10 protein-coding genes are annotated in these 21,502 nt (G+C 62.1%); 5 read left to right on the forward strand and 5 right to left on the reverse strand.

Features of this window, described 5'->3' with window-relative positions; translation table 11 throughout:
- Positions 1–30: 30 nt before the first annotated feature.
- Both wecC and wecB read right to left on the reverse strand, forming a co-directional pair.
- Positions 31–1,290 (reverse strand): UDP-N-acetyl-D-mannosamine dehydrogenase, encoded by a 1,260-nt coding sequence (gene wecC / locus DAEP_RS0100260; RefSeq protein ID WP_027243260.1) that lies wholly within the window; start codon positions 1,288–1,290, stop codon positions 31–33.
- 34 nt (positions 1,291–1,324) lie between these two features.
- A complete protein-coding gene (gene wecB / locus DAEP_RS0100265; RefSeq protein ID WP_036760328.1) occupies positions 1,325–2,428 on the reverse strand; it encodes a non-hydrolyzing UDP-N-acetylglucosamine 2-epimerase in 1,104 nt (367 codons plus the stop codon).
- Positions 2,429–2,643: 215 nt separating this feature from the next.
- Between wecB and glmM the strand changes: the two genes are divergently transcribed.
- The 5 genes from glmM to DAEP_RS22320 all read left to right on the forward strand — a co-directional run bounded on the left by glmM (position 2,644) and on the right by DAEP_RS22320 (position 16,118).
- Positions 2,644–3,984: a phosphoglucosamine mutase gene (gene glmM, locus DAEP_RS0100270; RefSeq protein ID WP_027243262.1), complete on the forward strand. Its 1,341-nt coding sequence runs from the start codon at positions 2,644–2,646 to the stop codon at positions 3,982–3,984.
- Positions 3,981–5,546 carry a glycosyltransferase family 4 protein gene (locus DAEP_RS22305; protein ID WP_051337289.1) on the forward strand — a complete coding sequence of 522 codons (1,566 nt, stop codon included), beginning with the start codon at positions 3,981–3,983 and terminating at the stop codon, positions 5,544–5,546. The genes glmM and DAEP_RS22305 overlap by 4 nt, the downstream gene beginning before the upstream one ends.
- Positions 5,547–5,966: 420 nt before the next feature.
- Positions 5,967–9,125 carry a glycosyltransferase family protein gene (locus tag DAEP_RS22310; protein WP_051337290.1) on the forward strand — a complete coding sequence of 1,053 codons (3,159 nt, stop codon included), beginning with the start codon at positions 5,967–5,969 and terminating at the stop codon, positions 9,123–9,125.
- A 188-nt stretch (positions 9,126–9,313) separates the two neighbouring features.
- Positions 9,314–13,966, forward strand: a complete 4,653-nt coding sequence (locus DAEP_RS22315) for a methyltransferase domain-containing protein (protein WP_245595037.1) — start codon at positions 9,314–9,316, stop codon at positions 13,964–13,966.
- A gap of 49 nt (positions 13,967–14,015) precedes the next feature.
- A complete protein-coding gene (locus DAEP_RS22320; RefSeq protein ID WP_208855434.1) occupies positions 14,016–16,118 on the forward strand; it encodes a heparinase II/III domain-containing protein in 2,103 nt (700 codons plus the stop codon).
- Between the two features lie 159 nt (positions 16,119–16,277).
- Here the strand turns inward: DAEP_RS22320 and DAEP_RS24335 are convergent, their stop codons facing one another.
- The 3 genes from DAEP_RS24335 to glmS form a co-directional block, all read right to left on the reverse strand.
- Positions 16,278–17,621, reverse strand: coding sequence for a DUF6270 domain-containing protein (locus DAEP_RS24335; RefSeq protein WP_245595038.1), 1,344 nt, complete (start codon positions 17,619–17,621; stop codon positions 16,278–16,280).
- 149 nt (positions 17,622–17,770) lie between these two features.
- Positions 17,771–19,621 (reverse strand): asparagine synthase (glutamine-hydrolyzing), encoded by a 1,851-nt coding sequence (gene asnB, locus DAEP_RS0100295; RefSeq protein ID WP_084204379.1) that lies wholly within the window; start codon positions 19,619–19,621, stop codon positions 17,771–17,773.
- A gap of 61 nt (positions 19,622–19,682) precedes the next feature.
- Positions 19,683–21,500, reverse strand: a complete 1,818-nt coding sequence (gene glmS, locus DAEP_RS0100300; protein WP_027243264.1) for a glutamine--fructose-6-phosphate transaminase (isomerizing) — start codon at positions 21,498–21,500, stop codon at positions 19,683–19,685.
- Between the last annotated feature and the right edge of the window lie 2 nt (positions 21,501–21,502).

Genomic DNA, 21,502 nt, shown 5'->3' on the forward strand with positions numbered 1-21,502 from the left:
CAAACGCGGCCCGCTTTGCGGCAGCCCGGGTTACGCCAGCCCGACCACGTCGATCAGCTTCAGCCCTTCCGGCAGCTTGTCCTTGAGGCCGGCAAAGGCAGAGTGCTTGACCAGCACGCAGGCCACATCGGCTGCGGCCAGCGCCTGGTCCAGGTCCGCAAGCACGATGCCGCCTTCGCCCAGCGGCGCGGGCAGCGTCTTGATATGCGGCTCTACCGCCAGCACCTGGCAGCCCAGCTTGCTGAGTTCCGCGGTGATCCCCAGAGCGGGGCTTTCGCGCAGGTCGTCAATATCGGGTTTGAACGCCAGGCCCAGGCAAGCCACCTTGATGTCTTCCATCGCGCGGGACGGGTCCGCAGCCAGCACGTCCATGACCGCATCGCGCACCTTCTGCAGGACCCATTTGGGCTTGCCGTCATTGCCATTGCGGGCGGCGCGGATCAGCTTGGCCTCCTCCGGAGCGGAGGCGACGATGAACCAGGGGTCCACGGCGATGCAATGGCCGCCGACACCGGCGCCCGGCTGCAGGATATTGACGCGAGGGTGGCGGTTGGCCAGCGAAATCAGCTCCCAGACGTCGATGCCGAACTTGTCGCAGATCACCGACAGCTCGTTGGCAAAGGCGATCTGCACATCGCGCGAGCTGTTCTCGGTCAGCTTGCACATCTCGGCGGTCTTGGCATCGGTGACGATGCAGTCGCCCTGCACCACCTTCTTGTACATCGCAATCGCCATCTCGCTGGCGCGTTCGGTCATGCCGCCGATGATGCGGTCATTTTCCACCAGTTCGCGCACCACATGGCCGGGCAGCACCCGTTCGGGGCAATGCGCCACCTGCACGTCAGCGTCATTGCCGGCATCCTGCGGGAAGCTCAGGTCCCGCCGTGCCTCGGCCAGCCAGGCCGCCATCTGCTCGGTGGCGCCAACCGGCGAGGTGCTTTCCAGCACCACCAGATCGCCCGCCTTCAGCACCGGGGCAATCATATTGGCCGCCGACTGGATGTAGCTCAGGTCCGGCTCATAGCCTTCCCGGAACGGGGTGGGCACGGCGATGACAAACGCCTCGGCCGGCTCTGCCTCAAGCGTTGCGCGCAGATTGCCATCGGTGACCGCCTTGTGAACGATCCCGTCCAGCTCCGGCTCAACGATGTGGATTTTGCCTGCATTGATCGTCTCAACCACCTTGGGGGAGACATCAACGCCAATGACTTCGACCCCCCGGGCGGCAAACAGGGCGGCAGTCGGCAGGCCGATATAGCCCAAACCAATCATCGAGATACGATCAAACATCTTGTCCTCATTATCCAGGTATTTGAAATTCTGCTCAGTCGCGGGTCAGCGCCGCGGCAATCCGCTCGGATGCCTTGCCGTCGCCATAGGGGTTCAGGGCGCGGGCCATCCCGTCATAGGCCTGCGGATCGTTCAGCAGCCGCAGCGCTTCGCTGCGGATCTTCTCCGGATCGGTGCCGACCAGGCGCACGGTGCCTGCCTCGACCGCTTCCGGGCGTTCGGTGGTGTCGCGCATGACCAGAACCGGCTTGCCGAGGCTCGGCGCCTCCTCCTGCACACCGCCGGAGTCGGTGATCAGGAAATGCGACCGCTGCATCAGCCAGACAAACGGCAGGTAGTCCTGCGGCTCGATCAGATGCACCGCCGCAGCATCCCCCAGGATCCGCTTCACCGGCTCCTGCACATTGGGGTTCAGATGCACCGGGTAGACGATTTGGACATCGCTCTCTTCGCTGATCCCGCGCAGCGCCTGGCAGATGTTCTCAAACCCCTGTCCGAAGTTTTCCCGCCGGTGGCCGGTCACCAGGATCATCCGCTTGCCCTCCTCCAGGAAGGAGAAGCGGGCCCGCATCTCTTCATTCAGCGCCGCATCGCTGCCGAACCGGGCCACCACCTGCTGCAGCGCGTCAATCACCGTGTTGCCGGTGACGATGATGTTTTCCTCCGCCACATTCTCGGCCAGCAGGCTCTGGCGGGCGGTTTCGGTGGGGGCAAAATGCAGGTCTGCCATCCGGCCCACCAGCATGCGGTTCATCTCTTCAGGCCAGGGCGCATAGATATTTCCGGTGCGCAGCCCGGCTTCGACATGGCCCACGCTCACCTGCGCGTAAAAAGCCGCCATCGCCGCCGCCATTGTGGTGGTGGTGTCGCCATGCACCAGCAGCCGGTCGTAATGGTGTTCCTTTAAAACATCACGCAACGCCAAAATGATTCTGGAGGTGATATCGGTCAGATCCTGGCCCGGCTTCATCACGTTCAGGTCGAATCGCGGCGTGATGCCAAAAAGCTGCAAGACCTGATCCAGCATCTCCCGGTGCTGTGCGGTCACGCACACATCCACCTGAAGCCCCTCGGTTGCCTGCAGTTTTTTGACGACAGGCGCCATCTTGATGGCCTCCGGACGGGTGCCAAACACCATGAGAATTTTCAACTTCAGACCCTCTTTGAAACGCGCTGGAAACGCGGTTCTCTTAGCAACTCTGGTTTGAAATACAACCTGCCACTTTTTCAGCAGGGTTTTGCGCAAAAGAAAGCCGGGCGGATTGCAGACGGCTTGTCCTGCCGGTAGTAGGAGGCCGGAACAACCGGCCCAGAACCGGGCTGCAGGGCAGCAGATAAAGAGGATCAGCAGCTTTGACAAGACAGTATTTCGGGACCGACGGCATCCGTGGCCGGGCCAACACAGGCCCCATGACTGCCCCCTTCATGGTCCAGCTCGCTGCCGCCGTCGGCCAGTATTTCAACGCCACCTCGCAAACCCGCCGGGTGGTGATCGGCAAGGACACCCGGCGCTCCTGCTACATGCTGGAAAATGCCCTCACGGCCGGCTTCACCGCGGCCGGCATGGATGTCTTTGCGCTGGGGCCGCTGCCGACCCCGGCGGTGGGCCTGCTGACCCGCTCGATGCGCGCCGATCTGGGCGTGATGATCTCGGCCAGCCATAACCCGCACCACGACAACGGCATCAAGTTCTTCGGCCCCGACGGCTTCAAGCTGTCGGATGCCGCCGAGCAGGAGATCGAGGCCATCCTGGACGCAGGCCCCGGCGCCACGGACACGGACCACCTCGGCAGGGTCACCCGGCTGAACGACTCCGCCGCCCGCTATGTCGAATATGCCAAGACCACCATTTCCGGCGGGACCCGGCTGGACGGGCTGAAAATCGTGATCGACTGCGCCAATGGCGCCGCTTACAAGGCCGCTCCGGAAGTGCTCTGGGAACTGGGCGCCGAGGTCATTCCGGTCGGCGTGGCGCCCAACGGCTACAACATCAACGACGGCTGCGGCTCGACCAGCCCCGGGCTGGCAGCAAAGACGGTGCTGGAGACCGGCGCCGACCTGGCGATCTGCCTGGACGGCGACGCCGACCGCATCATCATGCTGGATGAAACCGGCACGGTGGTGGACGGCGACCAGATCATGGCGCTCTTGGCCTCCCATTGGGCGCGCCAGGGCCGGCTCAACCGCAACACCCTTGTTGCCACGGTGATGTCGAACCTCGGTCTGGAGACCTACCTGGCGGATCAGGGCATCACCCTGCGCCGCACCGCGGTGGGCGACCGCTACGTGGTCGAGGAAATGCGCCAGGGCGGCTTCAACATGGGCGGCGAGCAATCCGGCCACATCGTGATCACCGACAACACCACCACCGGCGACGGGCTGCTGGCCGGGCTGCAGGTGCTGGCGCTCTTGAAGGAAACCGGCGAGAAGGCCAGCCGCCTGACCCGCCAGTTCACACCGGTGCCGCAGCTGCTGCAAAACGTCCGCTACGCGCCGGGGCAGAACCCGCTGGACCAGGCCGCCGTGCAGGACGCAATCCGCCGCGGCGAGGCCGAGCTGAACGGCAGCGGCCGCCTGCTGATCCGCAAGTCCGGCACCGAACCGCTGATCCGGGTGATGGGCGAGAGCATGGATGAGGCGCTGCTGCAGGCCGTGGTGGCCAATGTGGCGCAGAGCGTTGCGGAAGCCGGGTGAGCCGCAGCCCGGAAGCGTTCCGGTCCGGCCTGCTGGCGGCCGCACAGGTTCTGCGGGCCTGCGGCAGGTCTGCATCTGAGCGCCAGCTGCGGCGGCTGGCGCTCCGGTCTGCAGGTGATGCGGGCGGCTTATGGCGCCTTCTGCGCCAATCCCAAGATGCGGGCGATCCCGGCGCCGCGCTTGCCCTCTACCGGGATCTCATCGCGGTGCTGGAACCGCAGCACGGGGCGGCGGCGGCCGAAGCGCTTAGCGCTCTGGCGCAAGAGCCGGTTGCCGCCCTGCACATGGCCGATACCCTTCCCGCCCCGCCCCCGGAGCCGCTGAAGCCCATTCCCGGACGGGTGGCCTATCTGCTGAACTATGCCCTGCCGCAAGTGGCAAACGGCTACACCCTGCGCGGCCAGGCCATAGCTGCCGCCCTGAAAACCCATGGGGTGGACCTGGTCTGCCTGACCCGGCCCGGCTTTCCTCTCGACCGCTCCCCGCCGCAGGCGCTCCGCCCCGCAGACCAGGTGGCTGAAGTCGAATACCTGCACGAGGCCCTGCCGGTCCTGGAAGGGTTTTCCGGGTTCTCCGCCTATCTGCCCGCCGCCGCCAGTGCCCTGGAGGCCCGCCTGCGCGCGCTGCGCCCTCAGACCGTCATCGCGGCCTCGAATTTTCAAAACGCCCTGCCCGGGCTGATCGCCGCCCGGCGCCTGGGCCTGCCGTTCTGCTACGAAGTGCGCGGTTTCTGGGAGCTCACCCAGCTTTCAGCGGATCCCGGCATCGAGCCAACGCTCTTCTACCAGCTGCAATATGCGCTGGAGTGCCGCACGGCTGCCCAAGCAGACCATGTGTTCGCATTGGCCGCCCCGATGCGGGAGGAGCTGATCCGGCGCGGTGTGCCTGCGGATAAGATCACCCTGGCGCCCAACGGCTGCGATATCGGGAAATTCATTCCGCAGCCCCGCAATGCCGCGCTGGCAGCACGCTACGGCATCCCGGAAGATGTGCCGGTGCTCGGCTACATTGGCAGCTTCGTGCAGTATGAAGGGCTGGACGATCTTGTCCGTGCCTGCAGCCTGCTGCGGCAGCAGGGTCTGGAGTTCCGGCTGCTGCTGGCAGGCAGCGGGCCGGCTGAAGAAGACATCCGGCATGCCGCCTCGGAGGCCGGGCTGGACAGCTGGCTCATCATGCCCGGCCGCATCCCGCATGAGGAGGCCGCAGCGCATTACTCCCTGATCGACATCACCCCTTTCCCGCGCAAGCCTCAGCCTGTCACCGAACTGGTGCCGCCGCTGAAGCCGCTGGAAGCGATGGCCATGGAAAAAGCGGTTGCGGTCTCTTCCGTGCGGCCGCTTGCAGAGATGGTCACGGATGGCGAAACCGGCGTGACTTTCGAGAAGGGCGATACCGCAGACCTGGCCCGCACCCTGGCGCAGCTGATCGCCGATCCGGCGCTGCGCACGCGCCTGGGCAAGGCAGGGCGCACATGGGTGGCGCAAGAGCGCAGCTGGAGCCAGGCAGCGATGGCGATTGCCCGCACCGCCGGCAGCCCTGTTTCAAAGCCAGGAATACAATGACGCATCTTTACCCCCAACCCGTTTACGGCCTGCGCTGCGGGCGGTATCAAAACCAAGCCTTTTCCACAGCGGGCAAAGGTCATTTTCATTGGCTCAGCTTGGGTGCCTCACATCATGCAGGTTGACGAAACCCGCAGCGGCCTGATCCAGGCGGCACGGGAACTGGAACGCTTAGGGCGGCAGAACTCTGCGATAGCTCTGCTGCAGTCGGCGGCCCAAGACGGCAACGACACAGCCCTTCTATGGGCATTGCAAAAAACCGCAGAACGCGGACAAAACCAGCAGGCGGCCCAGACTGCCCTGCAGCGGCTGGAACAAGCCCTTGGCCCACACAGCCGTGAACTGGCTCGTATCCGCGGCAGCCGCCATGTCTTCGTAGAGTCGGGATGGAATACGGGCACGCCGCGGGTCGCAGGCATTATGGATGAGTTCACGGCCGCCAGCTTTGCCCCGGAGTGCGTGTACCTTCCCCTTGAACCTGAACGCTGCATCACCCAGCTGGCGCATTTCCGGCCGGCATTCGTATTTGTAGAATCGGCCTGGCATGGCAGCGGCGGCGCCTGGAACCGTATGGTCAGCACACCTGCTCCGCAGCTCATTGGGATGCTGGAGTGGTGCAGGCAAAACGGCATCCCCTCTATTTTCTGGAACAAAGAAGATCCGGTCCATTTCCACACCTTCCTGGATGCAGCGCGCCTATGCGACTTTGTCTTCACGACCGACATGGACTGCATCCCGTCCTACAAGGACGCCTTGGGTCACGCGCAAGTCTACTTCCTGCCTTTTGCGGCCCAGCCCCAAGTGCACAATCCGATCGCCACGCTGCCGCGCAAAGACGCCTTCAACTTTGCCGGGTCATATTATCTGCGCTACCCCGAACGCCAGCGCGATCTTGCTGCCATCACCGAAACGGCCCGCGCCTTGCGGCCGGTCGAGATCTACGACCGGCACCACGGCCAGGATCATCCGCACTACAAGTTCCCGGACAAATACCGGCCGATGATCCTGGGCGCGCTGCCGTTTTCTGAGATCGGCAAGGCTTACAAGGGCTACCGCTACGGCATCAACATAAATACCATCAAACAGTCGCAGACCATGTTCGCCCGCAGGGTCTATGAGCTGATGGCCTCAAACACCGTGGTGGCCAGCAATTTCTCCCGCGGAATGCGGATGCTGTTCGGCGATCTGGCAATCTGTTCGGATCAGCCCGCCAGGCTGTCCGGCGCCTTTGAAGCGCTCACCGCAGAGGACACAAGATATCGCAAGTTCCGGCTGCTGGGGCTGCGCAAAGTCCTGCAGGAGCACAGCTATGCCGCACGCCTGAGCTACATCCTCTCCAAGGTCACCGGCCAGCCCTTCGCGCCAAGCCTGCCAGCCGCCGCACTGATTGCCTCTGCTGCCACCGCAGAGGAGGCACGCAGGCTGACCGCTGCCTTCCAGGCCCAGGCCCACCCCCGCAAGCACCTGTTCCTGCTCACTCCGGAAGCCGCCGCCCCCGGCAGCGGCGGCGATGTCTCGGTGTTCAGCCACGCCGAAGGCCTGCTCGCGGCGTTTGACAAGCGGCGCCGTGAATTTGCCTTCGCAGGCTGCCTTGATCCGGCCGATTTCTACGGCGAACACTACCTGACCGACCTGCTGCTCGCGCCCCGCTACAGCGACGCCGACGGGGTCTCGAAGGGCTGCTATTTTCAGGCCACAGGCCATGGCGCTGCCCTGCAGCGCGAAGACCTGCGCTACCGCCACACCTGTTCCATGCGGCTTGCCGCGGGCCTGGTGCGCACCCGGCATCTAACCGGCAGCCTGCTGGCAGACTGCCTCCACAACCCGGCCTCGGCCGCCGCCGAAGATCTGCACACCCTCGCCATTGACGAATTCAACTACTGCCGCAACGGCGCCGAAGATCCCGCAGCACAGTCCCTGGCCCGCGATATGGAGCTGCCCTGCCAAGGCGCCCCTCTGGCCCGCTTCTACGGCATCGCGGAAGACTTGCCCGCCGCCAAACCGCGCCCGCGCCCGCAGGCCCTGCCCGCCCTGACCGCGGCGGAGATCTTCTCCGGCGCTGTCCTGCCCAAGGGCAGGCCTCTGGCCAAGCACCTGCGGGACGGGCGGCTCGTAATCACCTCCCAGGATGAGGCTGACGGACCCGCCGATGTCTGGATGGCACGCAAGTATCCGCGCGCCGCGCTCAACCTGGAGAACAACAGCTGGTTCAGCTTCGGCTTCACCCGCAGCCTGCCGCACGGCCAGCTGGTTTGCGAATATTATGATAGCGGCGGCGGGAAAATCAGCCATTCAATGTTCGCTAAAGGCGGACGCCATGCCCTGGCGCTGCCGGAGCACTGCACTCAGGTCCGCTTCGGCCTGAGGCTGCGCGGCCCTGGAACATTGGAGCTCTCGGATCTGGTCTTCGGTGATCAGGCCGTGTTTCCACCAGTGATCGCCGGCCGCTCCGGGACCCTGGTTCTGACCAAGCAATACCCCTCCTGCGATGACCTCTACAAATACGGTTTCCTGCACAGCCGCATCCGGGGCTACCGCCGGCAGGGGCTGGATGTTAACGTCTTCCGCCTCACCACCAGCAGCGCGCAACCCTATGACGAATTTGAAAATGTCGACGTCGCCACCGGAGATGCCGCGCTGCTGGACGCAACCCTGCGCAGCGGCCGTTGTAAACATGTCCTAGTGCATCTTCTGGACCCCGCCATGTGGGAGGTTCTGAAAAAGCATCTGCACAGGATCCGGGTCACAATCTGGATACATGGCGCCGAGATCCAGCATTGGCAACGGCGGGCGTTTGAGTTCCCGCGCATGTCTGCCGCTCAGGTTGAGCAGAAGAAACATCGGACCGGCACATACCTCAAGCTTTGGCAGGAAGTCTTCTCCAGCCCGGAAGCAAACCTGCATCTTGTTTTTGTCTCCCGCACCCTGCTGGAAGAAGCCACCGCAGATGTTGGGCGGCCGCCGCCGGACGGCCGCTATTCGGTCATTCACAACTTCATTGACGGGGAGATTTTCCGCTACTCCCCCAAAGCCCCCGAAGACCGCTTCCGCCTGCTTTCCATCCGGCCCTATGCAGGCCGCAAATACGCAAATGATCTGACCGCGGCAGCAATTACCGCCCTCTCCCAACGGCCGGGTTTCGAGGCGTTTGACATCACCATCGCCGGCGACGGACCGGATTTTGAGGAAGAGACCAAACCGCTGCGGCGCTTCCCCAATGTGACGTTGCGCCAGGGCTTTCTGACCCATCCGGAAATCGCTGATCTGCACCGCAGGCACGGTGTGTTCATCACCCCGACCCGCTGGGACAGCCAGGGCGTTTCGCGGGATGAAGCAATGGCATCAGGCCTGGTCCCGGTTTCGACCCGGACCTCAGCCGTTCCGGAATTCATGGATGAATCCTGCGGCATTCTCACCCCGCCCGACGATGCCTTGGCGCTTGCAGATGCCATCGAAAGACTGTCGCTGGATCCGGATATGTTCCTGCGCCTGTCCAAAGCCGCTGCAGGCCGCGCGCGTGCGCAATCCGGCTTTCAGCAAACCATCGCCCGCGAAACAGCCCTAATCAGAGCCTTATGACCAGATATCCGCCGCCGACCGCTTTCCTCATCCATCCAGCTCCTGTAACCACTGCCAAACCTGTCTGAGATTTGAGGCACCACAATATGCACAAGATTATTACGAGCCTCCCTGCTTCCGCCCCTCTCCCGAAGCAGGACGCCCAAGCTGGCCAGGACAGCGGGCCAGCGGACAAAGCACGCAACCGCATGCATTGGGTTGCGTCGCAAGTATCGGGAGAGCGTGTCTTGGATATAGGCACCCGCGAGGGCACACTCCCGATCTTGCTTGCCCGGGAAGGTTTCCATGCTGTTGGCATAGACCTGGATGCAGAAGCTGTCGCGTGTGCAAACAGCGCCCTCAGCGCGGAGCCCGAAACAGTCCGTGAGCGTATTGAGTTCCGCAATGACAGCCTCTTTCAAAGCGGTTTGGACACTATTTTCGACACCATTGTTCTGAACGATGTGATCGGGCATGTCAGTAATGTGCCCAATTTCCTGCGCCTCGCGTTCACTCACCTCAAGGAAAACGGCCGCGCCATTGTGACCACGCCTTTCGGCACCGGCACCGGCCACAAGCATGATTTTTTCCTGAGCGATATCGGCGAACTGCTGCAGCCTTACGGACAACTGGCAGCCATGAGTGTTGAAGACGGGTATATCCGGGCAGTCCTGATCAAAGGCCGCGGGGACAAAGAGCCTGCACCACTCCCCATCTCGCAGCTTCTTGCCGAAACGGAACGCGCCACGCTGAAGGCACAGGCAGCCCTGCTGGACTGTATCGGCCGGCTGCGGCAGGACCATCAGATCCAGCAGGCGGAGCTGGCCGCCGCGCGGCAAGCCGCAGCGCACAGCGAACAGGCGCAAGCGCTGCTGCAGCGTGAACTGGCCACGTGGCAAGCAGAAGCCCAAGCGTCCGGAGAAAAGCTGAGGGGGCTGCAAGCTGAGGTGCGCAAGCTGAACGCCCAGCTTCAGTCGGCCCAGGAAGATGCCCGGGAAAACCGGGACTCTTTGATCCGGCTGCGAACTGAGGTCAGCACTGGCCAAAACAGCCTGGCAGAGGAGCGTGCCGCCCTAAAAGCCGAGCTGCAGGCGATCACTCTGAAAGAGCAGGCTGCGGCAGAGGCTTGGGAGGCGGAAAAGGAGCGCTATGCTGCCAGCCTGGCAGACGCCGGGCAGCAGAATGCGGCGTTGCTGACGGAAATTCAGACCCTCACGGAACAGACCGCTCGACTTGCTGAAAAAAATGAGGCTTCGGCTGATCAGCCCAGCCCGCAAACGGCATCCGGAACAGACAGCACTGCATGGCTGAGGTTTCTGGAAACACTGCCCGCGAAAATGGGAGCGGAGGCACACCCGGCTGCTGAAATCTGCCTGCAGCTTTCCAGCGCAGCTGCAGCTGCCGATCCGAAAGCCGCCTGCCTGCTCAGCTCTATCGCGCAGAGCTTGATGCCAGGCCCGCGAGCAGACAAGATACATGGCTTCCGCCTGCTGCAGACCGGCTTACATCAGCAAGCAGCAACCCTGCTCGGCACTTTGGCGGAAACCGGCTATCCTGGTGTATCCTCCCGTGAGCAGCGGGAAATCGAGGCACTCCTTTCCGGCGCGGCAGCACCGGACATGCAACCCCAGTTGCGTGTCGCGGCCATCATGGACGAGTTCACCTACACATCCTATGCGCCGGAATGCGATCTCATGCAGCTTACTCCGGAAAACTGGCAGCAGGAGCTGCAAGATTTCCGCCCGCAGATGCTGTTCATCGAATCCGCCTGGCGCGGAAAAGGCGGTAAATGGGGCCCGAAGGTCGGCCACCTCAGCCCTGAGGTGCGGGGCATTGTGGCCTGGTGCAAAGACCGCCGGATCCCAACCGTATTCTGGAACAAGGAAGATCCGGTTCATTTCGAAACCTTCCTGACGACGGCCGCGCAATTCGACATTGTCTGCACCACCGATCTGGACCGCGTTGGATCCTACAAGGCAAAGCTGGGCCACGACCGGGTCTACTTCCTGCCCTTCGCCTGCCAGCCCGCTATCCATAACCCGGTTGAAACCTGGGACCGCCAGGATGCCTTCTGCTTTGCCGGAGCCTACTACGTCCGTTACCCGGACCGGACCCGGGATCTGGAGAACTTCATTGAAGCCCTGCCCGGTTTCCGGCCGCTCGAGATCTATGACCGCAACTTCGGCAAGGATCATCCCGATTACATGTTCCCGGACGCCTACAAGCCATTCATCGTTGGCACGCTGCCGCCAGAGCAGATTGACCGCGCCTACAAAGGATACCGCTTCGGCATCAACCTGAATTCCGTCAAAAACTCGCAAACCATGTTTGCCCGCCGGGTCTATGAGCTGCTTGGTTCAAACACCATAACGGTCTCTAACTATTCCCGCGGTCTGCGGCACATGTTCGGCAGCCTGGTGATCTCCAGCGACAACGGCAATGAAATCCTGGAGCAGCTGCAAAGTGCCGACCTGGACAAGCTGCGCCTGGCAGGGCTGCGCAAGGTTATGAGCGAGCACACATATGGCGCACGGCTGAACTATGTCGCCTGCAAAGCCGACCTTGCGGAAGATACATACAAGCTGCCTCCAGTCACTGTGCTGGCGCACGCACGGAACGAAAATGAAGCCCTGTCCCTGACAGCCCATTTCCGCCGCCAGGAAGGCGTGGAAGCCGAACTTCTCCTGGTGCTGGACAGCAGCCTCGCCTATCTCGCAGAGGCGCTTGAGGACCGCAACATCCGGACCCTGCCTGAAGCAGAAGCAGAAAACCTGCTGCTGGAAGACACCGCTGCCGAAGGCGCCTGGGGCGCCTGCATGGCAGCCGGCGACTACTACGGGCCGAATTATCTGCGCGACCTCCTGCTGGCCACGCGCTACAGCAAGGCCGCCGTCATCTGCAAGGCCGAGCATTATGCGTTTGAGGACAGCAGTGTATCCCTCAAGGCAAGCGGCCAGGCTTACCGGCCTGCCGCGGCAGCAGTTCTGCGCCGCGCCTTGCTGGCACCCTGCTTTCTGCAAGGGCAAACTCTGGAGCATCTGCTGACAGATTTGACCAATGCCTGCGTCTCTTCGGAGCAGCTTGAGATCCTTGCCATCGATCCCTTCAACTACTGCGAAAACGGCACTGGGGCGGACGGCGCTCCTTGTTCCGGCGTTGCTGCCGCCGTGGATGACCTGGAGGATTTGAACTCCGGCTACCCGCTGGCCGAGCTGAATCAGCACGCAGAAACCTGCGCCCCGGCAATCGCCCCCGTCACTAAGGCACCAGAGATTGCGGCCGGGGCGCTGATGGCAAAGGTCAGCGCCCCGGCGGACGGCAGCATCACCTGGGAAGAGGAGGCCGGCGGGCTGCTCCTGACCTCCAGCCTTCCGGACGGCAAACATATTTACCTCTACCAGTCCGGGGAGCACGCCGTGGCGGACGTGAGCCGGAACGGCCAGCTGCGGCTGCACCTCGAGGCGGACCCGGGGCTGAACCTGCAATGTGTTGCCCTGTTCTTGGACAAGGACAAGCAACGGCTGGGCCACGTCATGGGCCCGATGAACAAGAACACCCGGGCAGACCTGCCGGAGGGCACCGCCTGGGTGCGCTTAGGCCTGCGGATCTATTCGGGCGGCCAGGCCGTGGTCAAACGCCTGCTTCTGGGCGAGCGCGCGCCGCAGCCGGTTCCGGTCCTCAGCAAGGCCCGCCATTTGGTTCTGACCAATCACTACCCCTCTTGGGAGGATATCTACCGCAACGGCTTCGTGCATAGCCGGGTCAAGGCTTACCGCGAGCAGGGCGAGGCGGTGGACGTGTTCCGCCTGCGACCCGGCCGGGATCTGACCTTCCACGAATTCGAGGGCGTCGACTGCATGACCGGCAGCCGCCAGCAGCTTAACGCGATGCTGGCGCAGGGCCTGTACGACACGGTGCTGGTGCATTTCCTGGACGAAGACATGTGGCAGGTGCTGGAACCGCATGTGCGCCAGGGCCTGCGCGTCGTCGTCTGGCTGCACGGGGCTGAGGTGCAGCCCTGGTGGCGGCGGGAGTACAACTACCGCACCGAGGCCGAACTGGAGGCCGCCAAGGCCGCCAGCGGTAAGCGACTTGATTTCTGGCTCCGCGTCTTAGCCGATATCCCGCCAAACCTGCACTTGGTGTTCGTGTCGCAGTACTTTGCCGACGAGGTGATGGAGGATCTGGACATACGCCTGGCTCCGTCGACATACAGCGTCATCCACAATCCGATCGACACCGCTATCTTCCACTATATCCCGAAAGACAGCCAGAAGCGGCTAAAGGTTCTCTCCATTCGATCTTTCGCTTCCCCCAAATATGCCAATGACCTTTCTGTGGAAGCTATTCTGCAACTAGCCAAAAAGGCATTTTTCAAGGAACTGGATTTCCGCATAATCGGGCGTGGTGCCTTGTTTGAGGAAACAGTGGCTCCGTTACGGGGCTATCCGAATATCCATATTGAACAGCGTTTTCTAACACAGCATGAAATAGCTGAAGCTCAACGGGATTATGGTATATTTCTCAACCCGTCCCGCTGGGATAGTCAGGGCGTATCGCGGGACGAGGCAATGGCCGCGGGGCTGGTGCCGGTGACCACGGATATCGCGGCGATCCCGCAATTCGTAGACGAGACCTGCGGCTTCCTGGCCCCGCCGGAAGATGCGGCCGGCCTCGCCGCCGCGATCGAAACGCTGTATCACGACCCCGCCCGCTTCCAGCAAATGTCTGCCGCCGCCGCCGCCCGCGTGCGCCGCCAGTCCGGTAGGAATCTCATCGTCGAACAAGAACTGCGCCTGTTTGCCACGCGCCAAGACCAAGAGGAAACATCAGGCCATGATGCCGGACTTGCAGCCCGCTGACATCCCCCCCGCCGCACGACAAGAGCCCCAGAAACTGCCGGAATGCCTTTTGGGCCGGCAGATCTTGGAGTACCGGCACTACAGCTTGCAGGGCGAAGGGGAGCGCTATTCCCGGGAGATGCTTTCGGGGGATGGCGAAATCACCCTGGAGAGCGCCCATGCCACCGCCGGCTATTCCGGCGGGCTCGGCAGCTACCAGCTGCGGCTGAAACTGCCGGAGGCGGCCCTGGCCAATGGCATCGGCGCCCGGATCCGGCTGCGCGGCTGGCAGCAGATCAGCTACATCGCCATCGGCTACACCGGGGCCGGCGGCTTCGAGCACGTCAAGGCCGGCAACCCGGCACAGGACCAGTGGTTCGATTTCTCTGCCGGCCATGGCGATCTTGCCTGGGGCTGGCGGCACGGCTGGGCTCATCCGGATGACGCTCAGGCCCCCGATATCCGGCTCTACATCAAGGGCACGCCGGGCGAGGCCGCGCATCTGGATGTTGCGGACATGCTGCTCTGGCGGGAAGCGCCGCTCGACGGGGAGGCGCTGGCCGGCCAGAACCTGCCGCTGCCGCCGCGGGTCCTGCACGCCATCCGCGCTTATGAACTGAAATGCTTCCGCAGCTACCAGAGCCAGGCCCGGGCCTTCATGGAAGACGGCAAATGCCCGCTTTACGGGGATGTGCTGCTGGACTGGCCTGCGGATGCGGTGCTGCCGCCTGCCCTGCCGGAGACCGGCACCTACCAGTTTTCCTGGCACGCCCTGCACCCGGCGGTCATGCTGATGCTCCATGCCCATGACACCGGCGAGACCGGCCCGCTGTTTGCCGCCCGCGACTTGGTCATGAGCTGGCTGGAGCGCAGCTATGATACGCCCGACGCCAATATCAAATACGCTTGGTACGATCATGGCACCGCGGAACGCTGCCTGGCCATGATCCAGCTCTACGGCCTCGGCCAGGCGCATGGCTTTGACGCGCGCTGTCAGGACCGGCTGCGGCGCGCGATCTTCCGCCACGCCCAGCTGCTGGCCTCGGAAGTATTCTATGCGGGCCACCAGCCGACACGCTATCACAACCACGCCTGGTTTCAGGACCTGGTTCTGCTGGCAACCTGCCTGGCCTTTCCCCGCTGGCCCTGCGCTGCGCTCTGGACCAGGACCGCGATCAGCCGCCTGGAAGACCAGTTCAGCAAGCTGATCGTGCGGGACGGGGGCTATTCGGTTTTTGTCGAGAATTCGATCGGCTATCACCACGGCGTGCAGCGGCTGATCGAATTTGCCGGCAACCTCGCCACCCTCAGCGGCCAGCCAACGGAAATTCCCGCCGTCGCGGCGGAGCTGCAAAGCTTCTCGGACTTCTTCCGCTACCCCGACAGCCGCCGCACCATCAGCCAAGGCGACACCTTCCGCCTGCCCAATCAGGAGGAGGCCAATCCGCGCGGCCAGATCCCCTATGGCAAACCCGCCTTCACGGTGCTGCCGCAGGCCGGCTATGCGATCTGGCAGGGCAACCACCAGGACCGCCCCTTCATGCTGACGATGCTGGCAACCTCACTGTCGCGCACCCACAAGCACGAGGACAACCTGGCGGTCTCGCTCTATTTCGACGGGGTGGAATGGCTGATCGACAACAGCTTCTATTCGCATGAATACACCCAGCCCCTGCCCGCCTACCTGCGCTCGGCGGCGGCGCACAACTGCGTTTGCCTGCCCGGTCAGGCCTATTCGATCGACCCTGGCCTGGCGCATTTGGACGGCCGCAGCGAAGACGGCATCTGCGCCGCAGAAGGCGCGCATGAGGCTTACGCGGGGCTGACCCTGGCGCGGAGCGTGAGCGGGCCGCTGACGCAGCTGGACTTCACCGGGAAAGACGGGATTTCGCAACCGCAGGAGACCGCGCAGCTGCGCTTCCACTGCGGCGAGCATGTCACGGCCCGGCTGGAAGACGGCAAGGCGGTGCTGACGCATCCCGGCTCGGCGTTTTCGGTGATCCTCGAGTTCGGGGATCTGCCAGCGCGCATCGCCCGCGGCGAGCAGGACAGCACACCGATGGCCGGCCTGGTCGGACATCATTTCATGACCCACGCCGAAACCGATACGCTGATCGTGGATCTGGGCGGCCAGGAGACCGCCCGCTGGCGGATCAGCGCGACAAAGGGGTGACCCCCCCCTGGGTACGGGGCCTGAAGGGACCTCGTACCCAGCACACAGAAATATCATTCCCTTTATTTATGGCCAAATCGGTGAACATCACTCTTTCCAGAGATGGTATATTTTAAAACATAGGCACGCCGCTCTAAAATGAAGCGCCGTTTTACCCCCTTAATCCCCAAACATATACCGCGCACAATCCTCCAAGGAAATACCCTTGTAAAGATAAGAAGAATACTTCACCAAATTATCTCTATTTATCGTATTTATGACCCTTCCCGGAATCCCTCCAACAACACTAAATGGCGGGATATCCTTTGTGACGACTGCATTTGCACCAACAATAGAATGATGTCCAATCACTACCCCTCCAAGAATCTTTGCCCCTGTGGCGATGTAAACGCGGTCTTCTATGTGCGGAGCCACCCTCATATTTCCGGATGCATCCTTGGCCACCCTACCGCCACCAAGAGTGACATTCGATCCTATATTGACGTAGTCTCCGATTTTACAATTTCCATTGATGATAACACCCACTCCACCATAGCCAAAAGTGCACTTCCCCATTTTAACCGTATTTGGCACGGAAGAGTTTCTAACGAGCGTGATCAACCTTTCGCACTGCTGTGCTTTCAGAAAATCACCTTTCTGGATATAGTTGACAGCCATCCTGTGAATCTCAGCTATCGTTGGCACATCCTGAGACCCAATGATTGGGTTGAACATCGAAATTAACTCATCGACTCTTGCATCCAAAGCTTTTTTTACCGGCGTGGTGATTTGCAATGCAGCCGACAACTGAGAAGCAATATAAGAATAAACGCGCTCGGGAACATCGGTCGGATGAAAACCTTCTCCTTCTGGAGTTTGAGAGAAAACCATTTCCCGATCAATATCAACGGAAATGCACTCACACATACTCTCAAACCGCCTATAATATGCGTCTATAATATCATTTCTTCTGTCTACTTTGCGCTTAATGTCTTGCGAATACGGGCGCAGAGTTCCTTTTTCATCCAGGAAATACTCTGGCAAATACAGTTTCACCAAAACGGGGCGCGTTCTGGCAGGAAGCTGCTCCAGAATCCTGCGGCATCCGGCCTCCCACACCGCCCACGCGTCCGAAGAGTTTTGAACAAGCACGCGCCACTCATCACCCAATACTAAATTTTCCTTGATACGCTCAAAGTAGTTTGACGACGTAAGGCAAGCCCCGCTTTCCGCATTAACGATGTAGTTAAAAACCTCATCGAAGAAATCTATAAAAACAACATCTGTTTTTGCTTCAATGATCTCATCCACAAGAGTCTTATTAAGATCCCTGACAATAACCTTCCTGGAGAAACCATCTAAAGCCGACAGTTTTGAGGCAGCATCTTCCACACACACCTCAGGGCCTGTTGCTGAGGCTAAAGATATCTTTGGCGCATAAATTTTTTGGGACATGACACCATTTCCCAAAAAATCCAGTGACCTCTTAAGAATATGGCTTCCCACGACAGATACATTAATCATGTTTCTTCCTGTTAAGTCTTTCGTTTCCTCACGTACGACGCCTGTCTGTTTCGTATGAAACACATTCGCAACGCCCCACGTAGTTGGCTTCTGTCATTGTGTTCAACACGTCGCGCTTCCGAAATGGCCGTATGCTATGCATATCTGTTTCAGAATTGCGCCAGCCATCGGTTCACGGAGTAGAGTATCCAGATACGCGTTCCCGACAGCGACGGATCGCGCAGGCGCTCAAAGTAATTTGCAGCATAGGCCCTGTCGACATACTCAAACAGCGGCGCGTCCGGGTCTCCCAGCACCTCCTGTTCGAACCGGTCCTTCAGAGCCGTGTTGTACAGCGTCTTGAACTCGTGCCCGAAGCCGAATTTCGGCCGCTCGGTAATGTAAGCAGGCAGGTGCCGCCGCGCGAGATCGTAGATCCATGCCTTTGCCTGGCGGCCGCGGTTGCGGGTCTCAAAGCGGCTGCTCAGCACGGCCTCCAGGAGGGCGCGGCCTAGGAACGGCGCCCGCGCCTCGACGGATTGCGCCATCGAGCCGTAATCGAGCCGCGGCAGCAGGAGTTCTGGCAGCCGCAGCTTGTACTCCAGGTTCAAAATCCTCCGCGCATGCCCTTCGCTGCCTGGCACGCGGATTTCCTGCATCACATCCTGGAAGATGTCATAGGTCGTGCGCTCCGGTGCCGCGCCGCGCCAGAACTTCTCCTTGTTCACCTCGTAGAATCCGAAACACAGTCGCCGGGGGATCAGACGGCCGCCATCCACCAGCGAATGCAGCCATTTTTGCGCCTGAGGACCGTCCTTTTCAAAGGCCTGGAACTCGTCTATCGCATCGAAGTAGCTGTTGTACGCGCCCAGCTCGTCCCCGCCTTCGCCAACCAGCAAAACCTTACTGCCGCTCTGGTCCCGGACATGGCGTGACATGGCCGAGATCAGCACCATATCCGGCCAGGTGACAGGTGTATCCTGGACTGCGGAGCTCAGTCTTTCGAACTCATCCCAGAAATCCGAATCCTGTAAAGTGACATCAAGCAGGTCCACGCCGAGATCCCTGCTGAACGTTCTTGCGATCACGGCTTCGTCGTCTGATGTCCGGGTACCCGCCCGGGTGACATTAACCGCACACAAGCGCTTGGAGCCGCCTCCGGTGCCCCGCCGCCTGATCCGTTCGGCAAATGCCAGGTTCAAGGAAGAATCGAGACCGCCGCTCAAGGCCACTGCAAGCGGCGTATCGGACTGGCTTTGCAGGGAAATACTCTCTGCCAGAGCGGCCTCCCCGCGCTCAAGTATGTCTTCGTAAGAAAAATCTTCCACCCGGTTCAGGATGTCCGCAATGTCCCAGTAGCTTTCTTCAGCGGCCTCTGCCGGCCGGTCCAGCCGGATCTCAAGAAAGCAACCGGGCTTCAGTTTCTGCACGCCCTTGAACAGGGACATTCCCGGCGGTGGCGAGAGCATCGTGAGATAGTGGTACAAGGCCTGCTGATCCACCGCCCGGCGGCCTGTACCGGCACCTGTCAATGCCCGGGCCTCTGACGCAAATGCAATCTGCCCGTCTGGCAGCCACGTGTAGTACAATGGTTTTTCGCCAATCCGGTCCCGGACCAGGATCAGCGTGTTTTGCCGCCGGTCATATATTGCGAAGGCAAACATACCCTCCAAGCGGGAGAAGAATGCCTTCCCCTCCAGCGCATAGCCGGCCAGCAGCACCTCAGCATCCGATCGCTCCGTCCTGAACCGGTAGCGCTCCTCCAGTTCTCTCCGCAACTGGCGCCAGTTGTAGATTTCACCGTTGAAGACAAGGACGAAACTGCCATCAGATGTTTGCATCGGCTGGTTCGCAGCGGCACTTACATCTTGAATACTCAGTCTGGCATGCCCGAATGTCAGCCGGCCATTCTGAAACACGCCAGCTGCATCCGGTCCGCGCGCAGACATGACCTGAAGCATTTCCCGGATGTCGAATAATGCCTCTGCTTGTCTCCCCAGGAACCCGGCAATACCACACATTCCTCACGTTCCCTTTCCAGCACAGGCTGCGATTTATATTGAAGGAGCGGTTGTCCGCCCCCTACTCCACCGTCACCGATTTCGCCAGGTTGCGGGGCTGGTCCACGTCGGTGCCTTTCTCGACCGCGGTGTGATAGGCCAGCAGCTGCAAGGGCACCGCATAGGCGATGGCGGCAAACGGGCCCGGCACCGGCGCCATGCGGACCGGCTGCCAGATGCCGTCCGCAGCGGCGTCCAGCCCCTTGGCATCGCTCACCATCACGATCTTGCCGCCGCGCGCCATCACTTCCTGCATGTTCGACACGGTCTTGCCGAACAGCTCGTCATGCGGCGCCAGCACCACCACCGGCATTTCCTCGTCGATCAGCGCGATGGGGCCGTGCTTCAGCTCGCCGCTGGCATAGCCCTCGGCGTGGATATAGCTGATCTCCTTCAGCTTCAGCGCGCCTTCCAGCGCCAGCGGATAGAGCGCGCCGCGGCCCAGGAACAGCGCATGGCTGAACCGCGCCAGCTGCGATGCCACGGCCCGCACCTCCGTCTCGCAGGCCAGGGCTTCGGCCACCTGGCTGGGCATGTGGCGCAGCTGCGCCTCGTAATCCTGCAGCAGCCCGGCCGGCTGCGCCCCGGTCTGGCGCGCCGCCTCCAGCGCCAGTGCGGCCAGCACCGCCAGCTGGCAGGTGAAGGCCTTGGTGGAGGCCACGCCGATTTCCGGCCCGGCGTGGATCTGCAGCGCCAGGCCGCTTTCCCGCGCGATCGAGCTTTCGGGGACGTTGACCACCGACAGGATCATCCCGGCCTTGCCCGCGCAGTAGCGCAGCGCCGCCAGGGTGTCGGCGGTTTCCCCCGATTGCGACACGAACAGCGCCAGGGTGCGCTCCGAGACCGGCGGCTCGCGGTAGCGGAACTCCGAGGCGATATCGACCTCGACCGGCAGGCGGGCGATCTGCTCGAACCAGTATTTGGCGGTCAGGCAGGCCAGCGAAGCGGTGCCGCAGGCCACCATCACCACCCGGTCGAACCGGCTGAAGTCGATCTGCTGCAGCGCCCGCTGCCCGTCGCCGCCGTCCAGGTAGTATTTCAGGGCCGCGCCCAGAACCGCGGGCTGCTCGGCGATCTCCTTGGACATGAAATGGCGGTGGCCGTCCTTGCCCACGGCCGCCACCGACTGCGCGATCTCGCTGCGGGCACGCTCCGCCGGGCGGCCTTCGGCATCCTCGATGGCGCAGCCCGACCGGGTCACCACGGCCATGTCGCCCTCGTCCAGATAGGTGACCAGCGAGGTCATCGGAGCCAAGGCCAAAGCGTCCGAGCCGATGAACATCTCGCCTTCGCCCCAGCCGATCGCCAGCGGGCTGCCCTGGCGGGCGGCGACGATCAGGTCCTCCTCGCCCTCGAACAGGAAGCACAGCGCATAGGCGCCTTCCAGCCGGGCAATGGTCTTGCGGGCGGCTTCCGCCGGCTCCAGCCCCTGATGCAGGTAATAGTCGCACAGCATCGCCAGGGTTTCGGTGTCGGTCTCGGTTTCTGCCTTCAGCCCGTGCTCCGCCAGGAAGGCGCGCAGCTCCCGGTAGTTCTCGATGATGCCGTTGTGGACCACCGCAACCCGCTCGCGGGCATGGGGGTGGGCGTTCTGCAGGGAGGGGGCGCCATGGGTGGCCCAGCGGGTATGGCCGATGCCTGCGGTGCCCGCCAGCGGCTCATGCACCAGAAGGTCATTCAGGTTGGCCAGCTTGCCCACTGCCCGGCGGCGGCCGAGGCGGCCGCCGTTCACGGTTGCGATGCCCGCACTGTCATAGCCGCGGTATTCCAGCCGCTTCAGCCCTTCGATCAAAACCGGTGCCGCCTGATGCTGCCCCAGAACCCCGACGATTCCACACATAC

This window comes from Leisingera daeponensis DSM 23529 (assembly GCF_000473145.1).
Classification (GTDB): Bacteria; Pseudomonadota; Alphaproteobacteria; order Rhodobacterales; family Rhodobacteraceae; genus Leisingera; species Leisingera daeponensis.

Bases quoted from the DNA above. Each gene is read 5' to 3' on its own strand.
- wecC (WP_027243260.1), bottom strand. From the start codon at position 1,290: ATGTTTGATCGTATCTCGATGATTGGTTTGGGCTATATCGGCCTGCCG.
- wecB (WP_036760328.1), bottom strand. From the start codon at position 2,428: ATGGTGTTTGGCACCCGTCCGGAGGCCATCAAGATGGCGCCTGTCGTC.
- DAEP_RS22310 (WP_051337290.1), top strand. From the start codon at position 5,967: ATGGATGAGTTCACGGCCGCCAGCTTTGCCCCGGAGTGCGTGTACCTT.
- DAEP_RS22315 (WP_245595037.1), top strand. From the start codon at position 9,314: ATGCATTGGGTTGCGTCGCAAGTATCGGGAGAGCGTGTCTTGGATATA.
- DAEP_RS24335 (WP_245595038.1), bottom strand. From the start codon at position 17,621: ATGATTAATGTATCTGTCGTGGGAAGCCATATTCTTAAGAGGTCACTG.
- asnB (WP_084204379.1), bottom strand. From the start codon at position 19,621: ATGTGTGGTATTGCCGGGTTCCTGGGGAGACAAGCAGAGGCATTATTC.
- glmS (WP_027243264.1), bottom strand. From the start codon at position 21,500: ATGTGTGGAATCGTCGGGGTTCTGGGGCAGCATCAGGCGGCACCGGTT.